Raw genomic sequence first — 18,228 nt, 5'->3', positions numbered from 1 at the left:
CCGGCCTACCGTCCGACGACGTGAGCACCGACGCCCCCGACGCCCTCGCCCCGGCCACCGACTTCTACGCCGTCGACGACCTCATCGACCCCGGCGACCTGGAGATCCGCGACCGGGTGCGGGCGTTCTGCGCCCGCGAGGTCACCCCGGTCATCAACGACTACTGGGAGCGGGCCGAGTTCCCCGCCCACCTGGTCCCGAAGCTGGCCGACCTGGGCATCGCCGGGGGCACCGTGAAGGGCCACGGCTCGGCCGGGATGAGCGCGGTCGCCGCCGGGCTGGTCGCCGCCGAGTGGGCCCGGGCCGACGGCTCGATGGGCACCTTCCACGGCGTGCACTCCTTCCTGGCCATGCAGTCGATCGACCTGCTGGGCAGCGAGGAGCAGAAGGAGCGCTGGCTGCCGGAGATGGCGCGGATGGAGAAGATCGGCGCGTTCGGCCTGACCGAGCCCGACCACGGCTCCGACGCCGTCGCCCTGGGGACGACGGCCACCCGGGACGGTGACGGGTTCGTGCTCAACGGCGCGAAGAAGTGGATCGGCAACGGCTCCATCGCCGACCTGGTGATCATCTGGGCCCGCGACGAGGAGGGGGACGTCGGCGGGTACGTCGTGGAGAAGGGGACGCCGGGCTTCACCGCGACCGTCATGACCGGCAAGACGGCGCTGCGCGCGGTGTGGCAGGCCGAGATCACGCTGGACAACAGCCGGGTGGGCAGCGAGAACAAGCTCGCGAACTGCCGGAACTTCAAGGACGTCTCCCAGGTGCTCGACCGCACCCGGTACACCGTGGCCTGGCGGGCCCTCGGCGTGGCGCAGTCGGCCTACGAGCTGGCGCTGGCGCACACCCTGCAGCGCGAGCAGTTCGGCTCGCCGATCGCCGGCTACCAGCTGGTGCAGGAGAAGCTCGCCCGGATGCTGGCCGAGATCACCACCATGCAGCTGATGTGCTGGCGGCTGTCGACCCTGGCCGACCAGGGCCGGATGACCGCCGCGATGGCGTCGCTGGCGAAGATGAACTGCTGCAAGAAGGCGCGCACGATCATCGCCGACGCCCGTGACCTGTTCGGGGGCGACGGCATCCTGCTCGAGCACCACATCGCCCGCCACCACGCCGACATCGAGGCCATCTACACCTTCGAGGGCACCGACCACGTGCAGGCGCTGATCGTCGGCCGCGAGGTCACCGGGCTCTCGGCGATCACCGGCCGCCGGCCGCGGAAGGACTGACCCCGGGGGTCAGCTGGCGCGGGAGAGCTGGCGCACGGTGATCTGCTTGCACTCGGCGCAGGCGCTCTCCCGGGCCCCGACCCGCTCCCAGCGGTGGGCGCCCCACACCTGCACGATCGCCCCGCAGGCGGCCAGCTCCACCTCCCCGTCGAGCTCGGCGGGCGGGCGGTGCGCCTCGACGGCGTGCCAGGAGGAGGAGACGGTGTCTTCCGGCTTCGACCGCGACCAGCGGTCGGGCCGGGCGTACCCGACGGCGTAGCTGTCCACGGCTCCAGTGTGCCCCCGATCACACGGGGCTGCCATCGGATCGCAACCGCCCCGGCTCCGCGGCCGCCACGACACGGCATCGGGCTGCACGCAGAGCCACTGGATCGTCACGTGGTCGACGTCACCGACCACATCGGTCGGTCAACCGACCGATCTGGTCGGTCACGCGCTACCGTCGTCCGGGTGACCCGACTGATGCGCCAGCACGCCGACGAGGAGATCCTCGACCGCGCCGCCGCCCTGTTCGCCCGGCACGGGTTCGCCGGCACGTCGGTGCAGCAGGTCGCCGACGCCGTGGGCCTGTCCAAGGCCGGCCTGCTGCACCACTTCCCGAGCAAGGACGCGCTGCACACCGCGGTCACCGCCCAGGCCGACCGGTTGGCCGACCAGGTCCTCGCCGCCGGCGCCCGCCTGCCCGAGGGCCTCGAGCGCGACCGGGCCACCGTCGAGGTGCTCGTCGACATCGCCCTCGCCCACCCCGGGCTGGTCGCGCTGCTGCTGTCCCCCACCGGCGAGGAGCCGGCGCCCGAGTGCGCGCTCAGCGCCGGGGACGCCGCCGTCCGTGCCTTCGGGCTGGTGCCCGGCGAGATGCCGGCCGACCCCACCCGCACCGTCCGCGTGCTCGGCGCCCTCGGCGCCCTCGCCGTCCTGTCCCTGTCGGCCACCGAGCTCGACGCGGTCACCACCTGGCGGCCGCTGGTGGTCGCCACCTGCCTCGACGCGCTCGGCCACGGCCGCACCACCGACCCCACCCGCTCCCCCGAGATGGAGGCCTGACCCCCATGGCTGCACTGCTCGCCCGGCTCGGCGCCCTCGCGCACCGCCGCCGCTGGACCGTCGTCCTGGTCTGGCTGGCCGTCCTGGTCGCCGGCGGCGCCGGCGCGGCCACCCTGGCCGGGGAGACGACGACGTCGTTCTCCATCCCGGGCCAGGAGTCCACGGTCGCCCTGGACCGCATCTCCGAGGAGTTCGGCGCCACCGACTCCGGGGCCAGCGCGCAGGTCGTCGTCCGGGCCCCGGACGGCACGACCCTGACCGACCCGGCCCAGGCCGCCGCGCTGCAGCAGCTGGTCACCGAGCTCGGGACGCTGCCCGGCGTGGCCTCGGCGAGCAACCCGCTGGACCCGGCCTCGCCCACGGTCAACCCCGACCTCACCACCGGCTACAGCACCGTCACCTACGACGCCGCCCCCGGCGAGGTCACCCCCGCCGAGCAGGACGCGCTGCGCGACGCGGTCGCCGACGCCCGCGGCTCGGGGCTGACCGTCGAGGTCGCCGGCCAGGCGCTGGAGAGCGCCCCCGAGGTCGGCGGCGTCGGGGAGATCGCCGGTGTGGTCGTCGCCGTCCTGGTCCTCGCGCTGACCTACGGCTCCCTGGTCGTCGCCGGGATGAACCTGCTCACCGCCGCCGTCGGCGTGGGCATCGGCGTCCTCGGCATCACCATCGCCACCGGGTTCCTGGAGCTGTCCTCCACCACCTCGATCCTGGCCGCGATGCTGGGCCTGGCGGTCGGCATCGACTACGCGCTGTTCATCATCAACCGCTACCGGCAGGAGCTGCGCCGCGGCACCGACGTCCCGTCCGCCATCGCCACCGCGGTGGGGACGGCGGGCTCCGCGGTGGTCACCGCCGGCCTCACCGTCGTCATCGCGCTGGTCGGCCTGTTCGTCGCCGGCATCCCGTTCCTGACCCAGATGGGCGTCGCCGCCGGCGCCACCATCGTCGTGGCGGTCCTCGTCGCGCTGACGCTGGTCCCCGCCGTCCTGTCCCTCCTGGGCCGACGGGTGCTGCCGAGGAAGCAGCGCGACCTGCCACCGGCCGCCGACCTCGACGACGCCGCGCCCACCACCGGCCTGTTCGCCCGCTGGGCCGCCGGGGTCACGAGGAACCGGGTGGTCGCGCTGCTCGCCGCCGTCGTCGCCCTGGGCGTCGTCGCGGTCCCGGTCGCCTCCATGCGCACCACGCTCATCCAGGCCCCGCCGGCCGGCAGCACCCAGGAGCAGGCCCAGCAGCTGCTCGCCGACGGCTTCGGCGCCGGCATCAACGGGCCGATCACCGTGCTGTTCGAGGGCCCGGACGCCGCCACCGCGGCGGCGACCGCCACGCCCGGCATCCAGGGCCTGGACGACGTCGTGACCGTCACCCCGCCGGTGCCGAACGCCGACGGCGACGCCGCGCTGCTCACCGTCGTCCCCGGGTCCGGCCCGACCAGCGCGGCCACCGAGCAGCTGGTCGAGGACCTGCGTGCCCAGCTCGCCGACCTCGACGGCGGCGTGCGCGCCTCGGTCACCGGCCAGACCGCGGTCAGCGTCGACGTCGCCGCCTCGCTCAACGGCGCGCTGCCGGTCTACCTGGCCCTCGTCGTCGGCCTGGCGCTCGTGCTGCTGGTGCTGGTCTTCCGCTCGCTGCTGGTGCCGCTGGTCGGCGTGCTGGGCTTCCTGCTCACCATCGGCGCCTCGCTGGGCGCCACCGTCGCGGTGTTCCAGTGGGGCTGGCTGGGCGACCTGGTCAACCTGGAGGGCACCGGCCCGCTGATCAGCCTGACGCCGATCCTGGTCATCGGGATCCTGTTCGGCCTGGCGATGGACTACCAGGTCTTCCTGGTCAGCCGGATGCACGAGGCGCACGCCCACGGGCAGCCGCCGGTCGCGGCGATCCGCAGCGGGTTCCGGTCCGCCGCGCCGGTGGTCTTCGCCGCCGCGCTGATCATGTTCAGCGTCTTCGCCGGGTTCGTGCCGGCGGGCGACGCGACCATCAAGTCGATCGGGTTCGCCCTCGCCGTCGGGGTGCTGTTCGACGCCTTCGTCGTCCGCATGGTGCTGGTGCCCGCCGCCCTGGCGCTGCTCGGCGAGTGGGCCTGGTGGCTGCCGCGCTGGCTGTCCTGGCTGCCCGAGCTCGACGTCGAGGGCGCGGCGCTGCAGCGTCCGCGGTCCGACGACGGGCGCGAGCTGGTCGGCTCCTCCCGCTGACCGCTCAGCTCGACGTCGTGCCGTAGCGGGCGCGGAGCTCCCCCAGCAGCTCGGGGGTGGGCTCCGCGCCGGCGGCGACGGCGGCGTGCACGTCGCGGAAGTACTGCTCGTAGCCGGCCGGGGTGTAGACGCACAGCGCCCGGGCCGGCTGCGCGCCGTCGTTGCGGTAGCCGTGCACCGTCCCGCGCAGTGCAGCCGCGGTGTCGCCGGGGGTGAGCACGACGTCGTCCCCGGCGGTGCTCAGCGTGAGCTCGCCGGCGAGGACGACGAAGACCTCGTCGTGGTCGGCGTGCACGTGCGGCCGGGCACCCACCACGCCCGGCGGCAGGGTGAACTCCTCCAGCCCGAGCCGCCCGCCGGTCTGGCCCGCGGTGAGGGCGAACAGGTGCCGGACGCCGGCGGCGTCGACCTCCTCGCCCTCGCCGGCACGCACGACGAGCGGCTGGGGGTCCTCGGGCACACCGCCGACCGTAGCGGGGTCAGCTCTCGGCGGCGGGCGCGTCCCGGCCGGTGAGCGCGGTGAGCGACCGGCGCAGCGTGGTCACCAGGCTGCCGGCGACGAACAGGTCGTGGCCGGTGCGGCCCTGCTCGGCGCGGACGGAGCCGGCCAGGTCCTCCACGGCGTCGGCGGCGGTGCGCGCGGCGTCCGGGTCGTCCCGGGTCCGCAGCAGGTCGGCGACGGCGGCGATCGCGGTCGTCGTCGGCGGGCGCAGCCGCGGGCCGAGCGCGACGTCGGCCCACCCGGCGGCGGCGGTCTCGTGCTCGCGCAGCAGCTCGGCGGTGTCCTGCACGAGGAACGCGACGCTCTCCAGGGCCCGGGCCTCCCGGTACTGCCGGTCGACGGCCGGGGCGTAGCGGCGGGCCCGGCGGTTGCCGCGGCGGGCCGACTCGGCCTGCCCGACCGCTTCCCGCATGTCGCCCAGCACCGGGTCGATGGCGCGCATCCGGGCACGCCACCCGGCCTCGTCGGGCGGGGCGTCCTGCCGCAGGCCGTCCACCAGGTCGTCCAGCTGCCCGGCCAGGGTCCTGCGCAGCCGTTCCAGCTCGGCCTGCGCCGGGGCCAGCGGCAGCGGCGGGAAGGCCGCGGTGACCAGCAGGCCGATGAGCGCCCCCAGCAGGGTCAGCCCGGCGTACCCGGCGACGTAGCCCAGCGGGTCGGCGTTGCCGATGACGAGCACGAACAGCGCCGCGGTGGGCGCCCAGCTGCCCGCCGCGCCCAGCACCCGCCAGCCGCCGACCGCCATGCCCGCGGCCACGACCAGCGCGATGGTGAGCACGTTCGGGTAGCTCAGCGCGTCCACCCCGAGGGCGACGGCGGCCCCCGCGGCGATGGCGGCGACGGTCTGCAGGCCTTCCCGGGCCGAGCCGGCCAGGGTGGTGGAGGTGGCCACGACGGCGCCCAGCGGTGCGTAGTACGGGTAGTCCCCGGCCGAGCCCGGCACCAGCTGCGCCACCGCCCAGGCCAGGGACGCCGCCACCGCCGCCTTGAGCGCCATGCCCCAGCGCGGGTGCCGGGCCCAGGTGCGCGCGACGCTGCCGCGCCACCCGGGTCGCCGTCGCTCGTCGTCCACCCCGCCATCCTGCGGGCCCCGGCTGCCCCGGACGACCCGGGAAGTCAAGCCGCAGCCGGCCTCGGTTGCGACACGACCCGGTGACGATACGGTTGCAGGCCGTCGCAGACGGTTCCGATCCGGCCCTGCTCGGTACCACTGTGGATCGGCGTGACCTCCGTACCGCGCCCGTTCGCCAGCCCGTCCGCGCAGGGCCTCCTGCGCACCCTGTTCGACCTCGGCCGACCCACGACGGTCGGCGAGCTGGTCGCCCGGTGCAACCCGCGCCCCGCGACGTCGTCGGAGGCCGACCTCGCCCGCTGGCGGGAACGCGAGCAGGACCTGCACCGCGCGGTGTCCGAGCTGCACGAGGCCGGCATGGTGACCCGGCAGGTGGAGAAGCGGGAGGGCCGCGTCGCGCACGTGCTCTGGCTCCCCTGACCGGGCGCCGGCGGCTCAGCACGCAGGACGACCTGGGAATCCGACCCGGGGATGACTCGTAGAAGGCTGTGATTGTCCTACTGTCCGGGCACACCGCAACCCGGAGGAGTCCCCATGCGCGTTCGTCGTCTGCCCGGCACCGCCCTCGCGGGGGCCGTCGCAGCCCTGATCCTGGCCGGTTGCTCCTCGTCCGGGGGCGGTGGCGAGGCGGCCGCCGAGGAGACCACGTCTCCGCTGGGCGTGTACCTGGACGCCGTCTACGGCGGTGACCTCTCCGAGGAGGAGCAGCAGCGACGGTCCGAGGACCAGAACCGGCGGGTCGAGGAACTGGTCGCCGGCTGCATGCAGGAGCAGGGCTTCGAGTACGTCCCGAACACCGCGACCGGCACGTACACGAGCGGGGGCGAGGAGTGGGAGCCCGAGGACCGCGAGTGGGTCGCCCAGTGGGGCTACGGCGCGGTCGACTGGCCCGGCCGCGACGACGTCCCCGAGGACGGCGGCGAGGAGTACGTCGACCCCAACGGCGACTACGTCGAGAGCCTCTCGGAGTCCTAGCAGACCGCCTTCTACGAGGCGCTGAGCGGCCCGGCCCCGACCGAGGAGCAGATGGCCGCCATGGAGGACGGCACCTACGAGTACGACTGGCAGGACAGCGGCTGCTACGGCGTCGCCCAGCACGAGGTGTACGAGGCCGAGGACCTCGCGCAGTCCGAGGAGTTCGCGCCGCTGTTCGAGGCGATGGACGAGTTCTGGACGAACAGCGCGGAGTCCCCGGAGATGAGCGCGCTCGACGGTGAGTGGGCCGCCTGCATGGACGCGGCCGGCCACTCCGGCTTCGCCCAGCAGTACGACGCGCAGAACTCCATCTACGACGCGCAGAACGAGCTCTACGAGGCCGGCGGAGAGGGCGAGGAGTACGTCGAGCCCGACCAGGCCGCGATGGACGCCCTCGGCGAGCGCGAGGTCGAGCTGGCCCTGGCCGACCTGGACTGCCGGGTCGAGACCGACTACCGCGACCGGCAGACCGACATCCAGAACGAGCTCGAGCAGCAGTTCGTGGACGACCACCGGACCGAGCTCGAGGCGCTGCGCGCCGCGGCCGAGCAGGACTGAGCGTGGACCGGGACGACCTCGAGCCCAGCGACCCCACCGACGAGGGACGACGCGGACGGCTCGCCGCGTGGACCACCCTGGCCCGACGGAACCGCACGCTCGGGGTGACCGCACTGGTCGCCGCGCTGGCCCTGGTGGCCGGGCTCGTGCTCGGCCGGTTCGTGCTCGTCCCCGACGACGCCGGGGCCGGGACCCCCGAGCCGGGCCTGGTCACCGCGCCGGTCGTGCTCGGACAGCTGAGCAACGACGTGACCATCCGGGGCGAGGTGGCCTACGCCGACCCGGTCGAGGTCACCGTCGACACCTCGACCCTGTCCGGCCCGGCCGTGGTGACCGGGCAGGTGCCCGAGGTGGGCACCGAGCTCGGTCCGCTGTCGGTGGCGCTGGAGCTCGCCGGTCGCCCGGTCATCGTGCTGCCGGGCGAGCTCCCGGCCTACCGCACCCTGCGGGTCGGGGTCTCCGGGCCCGACGTCGTGCAGTTCAAGGAGGCGATGCGGGCGGTCGGCCTGGACGCGGGCGACCCGGCCAGCAACCTCTTCGACGGCACCGCGGCCGCCGCGATCGGCTCGCTCTACGCCCAGGCCGGCTACCCGGCACCCGCCGGCGACGAGGGTGCGGCCGAGGCGGTGGCCGCCGCCGAGGAGGCCGTCACCTCCGCCCAGCAGGGACTGACCGCGGCCCAGGCCGCGCTCACCGCCGCCCAGGCCGGTCCCGGGCCGGTCGAGGTGCGGACGGCGGACAACGCGGTGGCCAGCGCCCAGCGGGCCCTGGACGCCGCCCTGGCCACCGACCCCGGCGACACCGCCACCATCGGCGACCTGCGCGACGCGCTGGCCCTCGCCCAGCTGCAGCGCCAGCAGCTGGGCGCTCCCCGCAGCGCCACCGAGGAGCGGGCCGCCGTCGCCGGCGCCCAGCAGCAGGTCGGCCAGGCGCAGGACGCCCTCGCCCAGGCCCGCCAGGACGCGCTGCCCGCCCTGCCCGCCGGCGAGGTCCTCTACCTGACCCAGCTCCCCCGCCGGGTCGACGCCACCGAGCTGCGCCGCGGCGCCGTCCTGGAGGGCGCCGCGATGACCGTCTCCGGGGCCACGCTGGGGTTGTCCGGCACCGTCGCCGCGGCCGACGCCCGGCTGCTCACCCCCGGCCAGACCGCCACCTTCGACCTGCCCGGCGGCGGGGAGCAGGCCGCCACCATCACCGCGGTCACGGCGGGGACCGACGCCGAGGACCGCTGGACCGTCGAGCTGGAACCCGCCCCGTTGACCCCCGAGCAGATCACCGCGCTGCAGGGGGCCAACGTGCGGGTGCAGATCCCCGTCGGGGCCACCGAGGGCGACGTGCTGTCGGTGCCGCTCGCCGCGCTCTCGGCCGGGCCGGGCGGGGAGTCCCGGGTGGAGGTCGTCGACGGCGACCCGCGCGACGGCGACCGGGCGGGGACCCGGCTGGTCACCGTGGACACCGGGCTGGCCGCCGACGGCGCGGTCGAGGTCACCCCGACCGGCGGCGAGCTGGACGAGGGCGACCTGGTGGTGGTCGGCCGGTGACCGCCGCGGCACCGGCCGGCGCCCGGCCGGCCGACCCCGGCACGGAGCCGGCGATCGAGCTGCGCGACGTCACCCGCTCCTTCCCCGGGCCCCCCGAGGTGCAGGCGCTCAAGGGGGTCAACCTGACCGTCGCGGCCGGGGACTACCTGTCGGTCGTGGGGCCCAGCGGGTCGGGGAAGTCGACGATGCTCAACGTCCTCGGGCTGCTGGACCGGCCCACGGTCGGCGAGTACCGGCTGGGCGGGGTCCTCACCGGCACGCTCAGCGAGGACGAGCGCGCCGCCCTGCGGGCACGGCAGCTGGGGTTCGTGTTCCAGGCCTTCCACCTGATGTCCCGGCGCTCCGTGCTGGACAACGTGATGATGCCGATGCTGTACGCCGGCACCCCGCGCGCCGAGCGCGAGCCGAGGGCCCGGGAGGCGCTGGAGCGGGTCGGTCTCGGGCACCGGGTCGACTTCCTGCCCGGCCGGCTGTCCGGCGGCGAGCGGCAGCGGGTCGCCGTCGCCCGGGCCGTGGCGACCCGGCCCCGGGTGCTCCTCGCCGACGAGCCCACCGGCAACCTCGACCAGACCACCACCGGCGGGATCATGGAGCTCTTCGAGGACCTGCACGGCGACGGGCTCACCCTCGTGGTGATCACCCACGACGCCGGGGTCGCCCGCCGGGCGCAGCGCTGCGTCCGGCTGGCCGACGGCCGCGCGGAGGAGGTGTGAGGCTCCCGCTCCGGCGCCCGGGAACCCGCACCCCCGCCGCCGTCGACCCGGTGCCGGCCGCCGACCGGTTCCGGCTGACCGACCTGCTCGGGGAGGCCACCGCCGACATCGGGTCCCGGCCCGGGCGGCTGGTGACCACGGTCGTCGGCACCGTGCTCGGCGTCGCGGCACTGATCGCCACCGTCGGGTTCGCGCAGACCGCCGCCGCCCAGATCGCCCGGCAGTTCGACGCCGCGGCCGCCACCGCGCTGGTGGTCACCCCGGCGACCGCCAGCACCGGCGGCGGGGACACGGTGGCCACCGGCACCCTGCCCTGGGACGCCGTCGACCGCGTGCAGCGGCTGGCCGGGGTGGACGCGGCGGCGCTGCTGGCCGAGCTGTCCCTGCCCGAGGCCACGGTCACCGCCGTCGCGGTCAACGACCCCTCCCAGGCCCCGGTCGCCCCGCCGGCGCTGTACGCCGCGTCGGCCGGTCTCCTGGACACCGTCGGCGGGCACCTGTCCACCGGCCGGTTCTTCGACAGCGGCCACGACGCCCGCGCCGACCGGGTGGTGGTCCTCGGGGAGCGGGCCGCCGAGCGGCTGGGCGTGGACCGGGTGGACAGCCAGCCCTCGGTGTTCGTCGACGGCATCGCCTACGCCGTGCTGGGGATCGTGGACTCCACCGACGTCCGGGCCGAGCTGCTGGACGCCGTCGTCCTGCCGACCGGCACCGCGCGGGCCGACTTCGGGCTGCGTGCGCCCGGGGACGTGCAGGCCCGCATCGCGGTGGGCGCCGGCCCGCAGCTGGCCGAGCAGGCACCCCTGGCGCTGGCACCTGACGACCCGGGGACGATCGAGGTGAACGCGCCGTCGGCCCGCTCGCAGCTGGGCCGGGCGGTGCAGGCCGACGTGAACGGCGTGTTCGTCATCCTGTCGGTGGTGGTGCTGCTGGCCGGTGGGGTCGGGATCGCCAACGTGACGATGCTGTCGGTGGTCGAGCGGATCGGCGAGATCGGGCTGCGGCGTGCGGTCGGGGCGACCCGGCGGCAGATCGCCGGTCAGTTCGTGGCCGAGTCCGTGGTGATCGGCCTGCTGGGCGGGCTGATCGGCGCCGCGGTCGGGGTGCTCGCCGTCGTCGGCATCTCGGTGGCCCGTGGCTGGAGCCCGGTCGTCGACCCGTGGACCGCGCTCGGCGGCACCCTGCTGGGCGCGGTGCTGGGCCTGGTCGCCGGTGGGCTGCCGGCCCGCCGCGCCGCCCGGGTCGAACCCGTGGAGACGCTGCGCGGGGGGACGTGAGCGGGGTCAGGGCCCGACGCGGAACCGCTGCGCGACCACGCCCGAGCCGAACCCCTGCCGGTCGACCAGCTCCAGGGGGACCCTCCGCTGCAGCCCGGCGAGCAGGGTGGGCCCGTGCCCGGCGACGAGCGGGTGCACCAGCAGCTCCAGCTCGTCCACGAGGCCGGCGTCCACCAGCGCGACCGGCAGGCGCACCCCGCCCAGGAGCAGGTCGTCGCCCGGCTGCTCCTTGAGCCGCCGGACGGTCTCCACCGGGTCGTCACGGACCAGCTCGGCGTGCCAGTCGGCCGCGGCGAGGGTGCGGGAGAGGACCACCTTGGGTGCTGCGTCGATCGCCTCGGCGAACCGGGTCTCCCGCTCCCCCATCCAGGCCGGCCAGTCCCCGTCGGCCGGCCGGCGCCAGGCGGACTCCATCATCGAGTAGGTCACCCGGCCGTAGAGCAGCGCGCCGGCGCCGGCGACCCGGCCGGTCCAGAAGGCCATCGACTCGTCGTCCGGCGGCAGCCCGGCCTCGTGGTGGCAGCAGCCGTCGAGGGTGGTGTTGATGGCGTAGCGGAGCCGGCGCACGGGTCGACCCTCTCAGGTCGATGGCAGCCACGACACCCGTCCGGCGAGGGCCGCGTAGCCGACGAAGGCGACCACGTCGATGAGCGTGTGCGCCACGACGAGCGGGCCGACCCGGCCCCACCGCTGGAACAGCCGTCCGAACAGCAGGCCCATGACCACGTTGCCGACGAAGCCACCCGGGCCCTGGTACAGGTGGTAGCTGCCGCGCAGCACCGCGCTGACGGCCAGCGCGCGGCCCTCCGACCAGCCCAGCTGCCGCAGCCGGTGCAGCAGGTAGGCCGCGACCAGCACCTCCTCGAGGACGGCGTTCTGCGCGGCGGACAGCACCAGCACCGGGATCCGCCACCACACGTCGGGCAGCGCCTCGGCGACCACCGTCAGGTCGGCGCCGACACCACGGGCGGCGAGGTACAGGGCCAACCCGGTCCCGCCGACGAGCGCGGCCAGCCCCACCCCGCGGGCCAGGTCGGACCCGGCCCGCACCGGGCGCAGGCCCAGCGGCCGGGTGCCCTCCCCCGACCGGACGAGCAGGTGCACGGCCAGCAGCACCGGCACCACCCCGGTGGCCAGGCTGGTCAGCTGGAGCAGCAGGTCGACCCAGGGGCGCCCTGGCGCCTGCGAGGAGTTCAGGACGGCGGCCTGGTGCGGGAGCGGACGGGTCGCCAGCAGGGCGCCGACGAACTGGATCGCCGCCCGCAGCCCCGCCGCGCCCAGGGACAGCGCGAACACCAGCCACACCTCGGTGACCAGCCACCGCCGGGGCACGGCCGGTGCCGCTGCGTCCGTCGCGGGGCTCCTGGTCACGGCTGCAGGCTGACCGCCGGACCTGTGCGGCGGCGGTGACCTCCCTGCCGGTCGGCCGGGCACGGCCTCCACGACACCGTCCGCCGCGACGGACGCCGCGGGACCGGCGCGGCGTGAGGTGGGTCATCGACACGGCTGGCGCAGTGCGCGAGGATCCGACCGATCCAGCGCCGCATTGCGGGTGCACGCGACCTGCGAGAGGGCCACCACGATGACGCCGGACGACGCCGCTGCGCAGCGCAGGGAGCTGCTGCGGATCTCCCTGGCCGTCGACAGCGCCCAGGTGGGCAGTTTCGACTGGGACCTGCGGACCGGTCGGCTCGTCTGGGACGACCGGCTGCGGGGGCTGTTCGGGTACACCCGCGAGGACTTCGGCGAGACGATCGCGGCGTTCAACGACCGGGTGCACGCCGATGACCGGGAGCGGGTCGGCCAGGCGCTGCAGGCCACCATCGCGGCGTGCGGTGAGTTCGAGGCCGAGTACCGCGTGGTGCTGCCCAGCGGGGAGGTCCGCTGGGTGCAGGCCCGCGGGCAGGCCCTCCCCGGCCCCGACGGCGCCGCCGGCCGGTTGATCGGTGCGGCGTTCGACACCACCGACCTGCGGGACGGGGCGGCCAGCACCGCCCGGGTGCTCGAGGCCATGCCGTCGGGGTTCTTCTCCGTGGACCGCGGGTGGTCGTTCTCCTTCCTGAACGCCGCGGCCGAGCGGCTGCTCGGCCGCACCCGGGACCAGCTGCTCGGCCGGTCGGTGTGGGCGGAGTTCCCCGACGCGGTGGGGACGGCGTTCGAGGACGTGTACCGGTCGGCCGTGGACACCGGACGGCCGCAGACGTTCGAGGCGTACTACCCGGCGCCGCTGGACGCCTGGTACGAGGTGCTGGCCTGGCCCACCCCGGACGGGCTGTCGGTCTACTTCTCCGACATCACCGCCCGCAAGGCCGCCGCCGTGGCCCAGGAGCGCACGTCCGCCCGCCTCGCCCTGACCGCGCAGGTCACCGCCCACCTCGCCGAGGCCGCCGACACCCTCACCGTGGCCGCCGACCTGCCCCGCCTGATGGTGCCCGGCCTGGCCGAGGGCGTGGTGCTCACCGTGGTGGACGCCGACGGGCGCCCGCGCGACGTCGGCAGCTGGCACGCCCACCCGCAGCAGCGGGCCGCCCTGGCCGCCTACAGCGGGACCCGGCTCGACGTGCTGCCGTCGACCTCCCCGCTGGCGCGGGTGCTGGCCGGCTCCCCACCGGTGCACAGCAGCGGCACCGCGGTGGCCGCGATGCTGCCGGACGGGGCGACCCGGGACCTGCTGCGCACGCTGGACGCCGAGCACGGCCTGGTGCTGCCGGTCCCCGGTCGCGACCGCGTGCTCGGGGCGCTGACCCTGTTCTCCGGCGCCGGCCGCCTGCCGGACCCCGACGTCGAGGAGACCGCGCGCGACCTGGCGTCACGCATCGGGCTCGCGCTGGACAACGCGCGCCTCGCCGCCGCGCAGGGTGCGATCGCCGAGGGTCTGCAGCGCAGCCTCCTCGCCGATCCGCCCGAGCCCGACCACGCGCACATCGTGGCCCGCTACGTGCCGGCCAGCGAGGCCGCGCGGGTGGGTGGGGACTGGTACGACGCGTTCATGCAGCCCGGCGGGGCGACGATGCTGGTCATCGGCGACGTCGTCGGGCACGACATCGAGGCGGCGGCGGCGATGGGCCAGCTGCGCGAACTGCTGCGGGGCATCGCGACCTACTCCGACGCGGGTCCGGCGGAGGTCCTGCGCGGCCTCGACTCCTCGATGCGGCTGCTGCGCGCCCGCACGATGGCCACCGCCGTCGTCGCCCGGCTGGAGCAGACCGCCGAGGAGTTCGAGCGCGGGGTGACCCGCATGCTGTGGGCCAACGCCGGCCACCCCGCGCCGCTGGTCGTCCACCCCGACGGCACCCAGACCGTCCTCGCCTCCCGGCGTGGTGAGCTGCTGCTCGGCGTCGACGACACGACGCCCCGCACCCAGCAGGTCCTCGCCCTGGACGAGGACTCCACCGTCCTGCTCTACAGCGACGGGCTCGTCGAACGCCGCGACCAGCACCTGGACGAGGGGCTGGAGCGGCTGCAGCGGGCGGTCGCCGAGCTGCACGGCAGCACCCTGGACGAGCTGTGCGACGGACTGGTGGACCGGCTGGTCGACGGCCACCCCGACGACGACGTCGCGCTGGTCGCCGTGCGCCTGTTCCGCCAGGACCAGCCCCGGCCACCCGAGGCCGGGCCCAACGTCGTCCCGCCCGGCGTGCCACCCGCGCGGTCACGGCGCGACGACTGACCGCGGGACGGGTCAGCTGCCCCCGGCCGGCTTGGCCAGCCGGGCCCAGACCAGCTTGCGGTCGGCCTCGTAGTGCACCCCGTGGGACTCCGTGAGGTCGGAGACCATGTAGAGCCCGTAGCCGCCCTCGCCCTCCACCCGGCCCGTCGCCGGGGTCGGCAGCCGCCCGGGGGCACCGTCGACGACCACCACGGTCCACGCGGCCTGCTCGTCCCGGATCAGCAGCCGGGACGGCGGCGAGCCGTGCCGCAGCGCGTTCGACGTCAGCTCGTCGATCACCATCACCGCGTCGCCGACCGCGTCCTGCCCGGCGGCCCCGGTGCCGTCGTCCAGCCCGGACACCAGGAAGGCGCGCACCTGCCGGCGCACCTGCACCAACCCGGCCAGCGACTCCAGGGTCAGCGTCAGCCGCTGCTCCCCCGCCTGCACCGGCACCGGGCTGTCCTGCGTCCACGACGCCACGGCGGCCGAGTGCTGGTCCTCGCTGGTCACGGTGAGCTCCCGAGGTCCGGATGTGCGGGCCGCCCGGTGGACCCCTCGACCGTCGATGATGCCAGGCCGCCCCGGGGACGACGGAGGGCCCGGCGCGTGCGCGCCGGGCCCTCCGTGGTGGCTCCCCCGTCTGGACTCGAACCAGAAACCGTTCGATTAACAGTCGAATGCTCTGCCAATTGAGCTACGGGGGACCGTGTCGTCCGGGTGCCGAGATTACCCCACGCGGGCGGGCCCCCCGGGGGCGGGGCCCGGGTGTGTCGGGCCGGTAGCGTCGGACGTCCCCCGCCACCCCCCTGGAGGTCCTCCCGTGGCCAAGTTGTCCTTCCTCGCCGGCGTCGGCGCCGGGTACGTCCTGGGTGCCCGCGCCGGCCGCGAGCGCTACGAGCAGATCCGCCGGGCCTACGAGCACGCCAAGGACGACCCGCGCATGCAGTCGGCCGCCGGCACGCTGCAGGCGCAGGCCGACCACGCGTTCGCCACCCTCCGCACCCAGCTGCGCGGCCGCTGACGGGTCAGCGGCTGGCGTCCTCGCCGTCCACGGCCTCGGCCAGCCGCGCCCGGGCGACCTCGCGGGCGGCGGGGTCGTCGCGGTCGGCGTCGTCGTCGAACACCACGCTCCACTCCCGGGCCGCCTGACCGGGCACCCGCCGGGCGACCAGCAGCACCCCGCCGCCGGCGGGCAACGGGTGCCGCGTGCTGGCCACCACGGTCTGGTCCACCCGCCGCCGCACGACCGCGGGCAGCTCCCCGGCGTCGTCGAGCAGGTACCGGGTGACCGGCCCGCGGGTCTGCACCCCGGGCTCGACCTCCACGAGCGGGGTGACGGCGAAGCTGCCCCCCTGGCCCGCCGCGGTCCAGCGGGCGTGCCCGACCAGGTGCCAGGGCAGCAGCTCCCCGTCCGGGACGGCGCGCAGCCCCGCCGAGCCGGCCACCAGCCAGCCCCCGCCGGCCCGGGCGCCCCAGGCCAGCACGTCCTCGTCCCCGGCCGCGGCGGCCACCTCGGCCGGCGGCCGGCCGAACCGCTGCACCAGCCGCCGGAACGGGTTCACGCCGACAGCCCCCCGATCGCCCGCTCGCGCAGCGCCCGCGCCTCCTGCTCCAGCGCCACCAGCTGACCGAACACCTTCGTGTACTCGTCGGCGGACTCCACCGGGTTCATCCGCTGCAGCCGGCCCTTGAGCGCGGCCACCCGGCGCACGGCGGCCATCTCCTGCAGCCGGGCCAGCACCGCGTGCACGTAGCCGCTGTCGGGCTCGTCGGCCGGGGACTTCAGCGGCTCCACCGCGAGCGCCGGCAGCAGCCGCCGGACGTCGTCCGCACCGGCGTGCTGGCCCACCTGGTCCACCCAGGCGGCACCGCTCACCGTGGCCGCGGCGGCCCCGCCGGCGGCCGCCACCGCCGCGGCGACGGCGGCGTAGTCGGCGTGCGTCCACGACTCCGGCGCGATCGCGTCGAAGGCGGGGCCGGCCAGCTCCGGGCACTGCAGCGCGGTCTTCACCGCCTCGCGCTCGATCTCGGCCGCGGCGTCGTCGGCGGTGCGGGCCGGCGCCCTGGGCCGGGACCGCGGCCGGCCGGCCGCCGTCCCCTCGCCGGTCAGCGCGCGCACCCGCTCGAGGACCTCGGCCTCGTCGGTGTTGCCCAGCATCCCGGCCAGCTGGCGGGCGTAGGCCGGCCGCAGCGCGTGGTCCTTGATGCCGGCCACCATCGGCGCGGCCTTGTCCAGGGCGTGCACCCGCCCCTCGACGGTGTCCAGGTCGTAGTCGGCCAGCGTCGTCTTGAGCACGAAGGCGATCAGCGGCACCCGGCGGGCGACCAGGTCGCGGACGGCGGCGTCGCCGTGCGCCTGGCGCAGCTCGCAGGGGTCGCGGCCGTCGGGCTCGACGGCGACGAAGGTCTGGCCGACGAAGCGCTGGTCCTCGGCGAAGGTCTTCATGGCCGCGGCCTGGCCGGCCTTGTCGCCGTCGAAGCAGTAGACGACCTCGCCGCGGAACTCGTCCTGGTCCATGAGCAGCCGGCGCAGCACGTTGATGTGCTCGGCGCCGAACGCGGTGCCGCAGGAGGCGACCGCGGTGGTCACGCCCGCGATGTGGCACGCCATCACGTCGGTGTAGCCCTCGACGACGACGGCACGGTGCTGGCGGGCGATGTCGCGCTTGGCCCGCTCCACGCCGTAGAGCACGGTCGACTTCTTGTACAGCGGGGTCTCGGGGGTGTTCAGGTACTTCGGGCCCGGGTCGTCGTCGGCGAGCTTGCGGGCGCCGAAGCCGATGACGTCGCCGGTGATGTCCCGGATCGGCCACAGCAGCCGGCGGTGGAACCGGTCGATGGAGGTGCCGCGGGAGGACTGCTTGGACAACCCCGCGGTCTCCAGCTCCTGCTGGCTGAACCCGGCCTGGCGCAGGTGCTTGGTGAGGGTGTCCCAGCCGGCCGGGGCGAACCCGCAGTCGAACTCGGCGGCCATCTCGCGGGTGAAGCCGCGCTGGGCGAGGAAGGTGCGGGCGATGGCGGCGTCGGGGGTGGCCAGCTGCGCGCGGTAGAACTCCGCCGCGGCGGTGTTGGCCGCGACCAGCCGGGCCCGCTGCCCCGCGGCGGCGCGGTCGGGGGCGCCGGTGGGCCGGCCGCCGTCGTCCTCGTACTGCAGCTGGATGCCGACCTTGCCGGCCAGCAGCTCGACGGCCTCGCCGAAGCTCAGGTGGTCGATGTCCTGCACGAACTTGATGACGTCGCCGCCGGCGCCGCAGCCGAAGCAGTAGAACAGCGCGCGGGCCGGGGTGACGTGGAAGGACGGCGACTTCTCGTCGTGGAAGGGGCACAGGCCCTTGAGCGACCCGCCGCCGGCGCGCTTGAGCTGCAGGTGCTCGCCGACGACCTCGTCGATCTTGGCGCGCTCGCGCACGGTGGCGATGTCGGCGGCACGGATCCGCCCTCGCCGCTCACCCGCCATGCCGACCCACCCCCCGCAC

Annotated in this window: 19 protein-coding genes and 1 tRNA gene; 11 read left to right on the top strand and 9 right to left on the bottom strand. The window is 75.7% G+C overall.

The window, feature by feature from the left end; genetic code table 11:
* Window positions 1–20: 20 nt before the first annotated feature.
* Window positions 21–1,229 carry an acyl-CoA dehydrogenase family protein gene (locus BM158_RS16895; protein ID WP_229827824.1) on the top strand — a complete coding sequence of 403 codons (1,209 nt, stop codon included), beginning with the start codon at window positions 21–23 and terminating at the stop codon, window positions 1,227–1,229.
* 9 nt (window positions 1,230–1,238) lie between these two features.
* On the opposite strand, the gene BM158_RS16890 is transcribed toward BM158_RS16895, so the two are convergent.
* Window positions 1,239–1,496: a hypothetical protein gene (locus tag BM158_RS16890; RefSeq protein WP_091562042.1), complete on the bottom strand. Its 258-nt coding sequence runs from the start codon at window positions 1,494–1,496 to the stop codon at window positions 1,239–1,241.
* A 183-nt stretch (window positions 1,497–1,679) separates the two neighbouring features.
* On the opposite strand from BM158_RS16890, the gene BM158_RS16885 reads away from it, so the two are divergent.
* Entirely contained in the window at window positions 1,680–2,273 is a 594-nt protein-coding gene (locus BM158_RS16885; RefSeq protein WP_229827825.1) for a TetR/AcrR family transcriptional regulator, read from the top strand.
* A 5-nt stretch (window positions 2,274–2,278) separates the two neighbouring features.
* On the top strand, window positions 2,279–4,465 hold the full coding sequence (locus BM158_RS16880) for an MMPL family transporter (protein ID WP_091562036.1): 2,187 nt from the start codon (window positions 2,279–2,281) through the stop codon (window positions 4,463–4,465).
* Window positions 4,466–4,469: 4 nt separating this feature from the next.
* Here BM158_RS16880 and BM158_RS16875 read toward each other — a convergent pair whose 3' ends face one another.
* Window positions 4,470–4,925, bottom strand: coding sequence for a cupin domain-containing protein (locus BM158_RS16875; RefSeq protein WP_091562033.1), 456 nt, complete (start codon window positions 4,923–4,925; stop codon window positions 4,470–4,472).
* A 19-nt stretch (window positions 4,926–4,944) separates the two neighbouring features.
* Window positions 4,945–6,036, bottom strand: coding sequence for an FUSC family protein (locus BM158_RS22740; RefSeq protein ID WP_091562030.1), 1,092 nt, complete (start codon window positions 6,034–6,036; stop codon window positions 4,945–4,947).
* A 150-nt stretch (window positions 6,037–6,186) separates the two neighbouring features.
* On the opposite strand from BM158_RS22740, the gene BM158_RS16865 reads away from it, so the two are divergent.
* From BM158_RS16865 to BM158_RS16845, 6 genes are all read left to right on the top strand, one after another.
* On the top strand, window positions 6,187–6,456 hold the full coding sequence (locus BM158_RS16865; RefSeq protein WP_091562026.1) for a hypothetical protein: 270 nt from the start codon (window positions 6,187–6,189) through the stop codon (window positions 6,454–6,456).
* A gap of 114 nt (window positions 6,457–6,570) precedes the next feature.
* On the top strand, window positions 6,571–7,011 hold the full coding sequence (locus BM158_RS22115) for a hypothetical protein (protein WP_207506709.1): 441 nt from the start codon (window positions 6,571–6,573) through the stop codon (window positions 7,009–7,011).
* 51 nt (window positions 7,012–7,062) lie between these two features.
* Window positions 7,063–7,569, top strand: coding sequence for a hypothetical protein (locus tag BM158_RS22110; protein WP_207506707.1), 507 nt, complete (start codon window positions 7,063–7,065; stop codon window positions 7,567–7,569).
* 2 nt (window positions 7,570–7,571) lie between these two features.
* The gene (locus tag BM158_RS16855) at window positions 7,572–9,110 is read left to right on the top strand and encodes an efflux RND transporter periplasmic adaptor subunit (protein ID WP_091562022.1); all 1,539 of its coding nucleotides are present in this window, start codon (window positions 7,572–7,574) and stop codon (window positions 9,108–9,110) included.
* Window positions 9,107–9,823, top strand: a complete 717-nt coding sequence (locus BM158_RS16850) for an ABC transporter ATP-binding protein (protein ID WP_091562018.1) — start codon at window positions 9,107–9,109, stop codon at window positions 9,821–9,823. Before BM158_RS16855 ends, BM158_RS16850 begins: the two co-directional genes overlap by 4 nt.
* Complete coding sequence (locus tag BM158_RS16845; RefSeq protein ID WP_091562015.1) at window positions 9,820–11,100, top strand: ABC transporter permease; 1,281 nt, start codon at window positions 9,820–9,822, stop codon at window positions 11,098–11,100. The genes BM158_RS16850 and BM158_RS16845 overlap by 4 nt, the downstream gene beginning before the upstream one ends.
* Window positions 11,101–11,106: 6 nt before the next feature.
* Here the strand turns inward: BM158_RS16845 and BM158_RS16840 are convergent, their stop codons facing one another.
* Both BM158_RS16840 and BM158_RS16835 read right to left on the bottom strand, forming a co-directional pair.
* Entirely contained in the window at window positions 11,107–11,667 is a 561-nt protein-coding gene (locus BM158_RS16840) for a dihydrofolate reductase family protein (RefSeq protein ID WP_091562011.1), read from the bottom strand.
* Between the two features lie 12 nt (window positions 11,668–11,679).
* Window positions 11,680–12,471 (bottom strand): CPBP family intramembrane glutamic endopeptidase, encoded by a 792-nt coding sequence (locus BM158_RS16835; RefSeq protein WP_091562006.1) that lies wholly within the window; start codon window positions 12,469–12,471, stop codon window positions 11,680–11,682.
* 211 nt (window positions 12,472–12,682) lie between these two features.
* Here BM158_RS16835 and BM158_RS16830 point away from each other — a divergent pair, with 211 nt between their 5' ends.
* Entirely contained in the window at window positions 12,683–14,770 is a 2,088-nt protein-coding gene (locus tag BM158_RS16830; protein ID WP_091563242.1) for a SpoIIE family protein phosphatase, read from the top strand.
* A 12-nt stretch (window positions 14,771–14,782) separates the two neighbouring features.
* Here the strand turns inward: BM158_RS16830 and BM158_RS16825 are convergent, their stop codons facing one another.
* Window positions 14,783–15,262: an ATP-binding protein gene (locus BM158_RS16825; protein WP_091562002.1), complete on the bottom strand. Its 480-nt coding sequence runs from the start codon at window positions 15,260–15,262 to the stop codon at window positions 14,783–14,785.
* Window positions 15,263–15,380: 118 nt separating this feature from the next.
* Window positions 15,381–15,456, bottom strand: a tRNA-Asn gene (locus tag BM158_RS16820).
* A 116-nt stretch (window positions 15,457–15,572) separates the two neighbouring features.
* Between BM158_RS16820 and BM158_RS16815 the strand changes: the two genes are divergently transcribed.
* Window positions 15,573–15,773, top strand: coding sequence for a hypothetical protein (locus tag BM158_RS16815; RefSeq protein ID WP_091561998.1), 201 nt, complete (start codon window positions 15,573–15,575; stop codon window positions 15,771–15,773).
* A 4-nt stretch (window positions 15,774–15,777) separates the two neighbouring features.
* On the opposite strand, the gene BM158_RS16810 is transcribed toward BM158_RS16815, so the two are convergent.
* Window positions 15,778–16,314 carry a hypothetical protein gene (locus tag BM158_RS16810; protein WP_091561995.1) on the bottom strand — a complete coding sequence of 179 codons (537 nt, stop codon included), beginning with the start codon at window positions 16,312–16,314 and terminating at the stop codon, window positions 15,778–15,780.
* Entirely contained in the window at window positions 16,311–18,209 is a 1,899-nt protein-coding gene (gene dnaG, locus BM158_RS16805; protein WP_091561991.1) for a DNA primase, read from the bottom strand. The genes BM158_RS16810 and dnaG overlap by 4 nt, the downstream gene beginning before the upstream one ends.
* Window positions 18,210–18,228: the final 19 nt, after the last annotated feature.

The organism is Klenkia taihuensis (genome assembly GCF_900112525.1).
Taxonomy (GTDB): domain Bacteria; phylum Actinomycetota; class Actinomycetes; order Mycobacteriales; family Geodermatophilaceae; genus Klenkia; species Klenkia taihuensis.
This window is presented reverse-complemented; position numbering and strand designations above follow the sequence as displayed.

Bases quoted from the DNA above. Each gene is read 5' to 3' on its own strand.
- dnaG (WP_091561991.1), bottom strand. From the start codon at position 18,209: ATGGCGGGTGAGCGGCGAGGGCGGATCCGTGCCGCCGACATCGCCACC.
- BM158_RS16830 (WP_091563242.1), top strand. From the start codon at position 12,683: ATGACGCCGGACGACGCCGCTGCGCAGCGCAGGGAGCTGCTGCGGATC.
- BM158_RS22110 (WP_207506707.1), top strand. From the start codon at position 7,063: ATGGCCGCCATGGAGGACGGCACCTACGAGTACGACTGGCAGGACAGC.
- BM158_RS16880 (WP_091562036.1), top strand. From the start codon at position 2,279: ATGGCTGCACTGCTCGCCCGGCTCGGCGCCCTCGCGCACCGCCGCCGC.
- BM158_RS22115 (WP_207506709.1), top strand. From the start codon at position 6,571: ATGCGCGTTCGTCGTCTGCCCGGCACCGCCCTCGCGGGGGCCGTCGCA.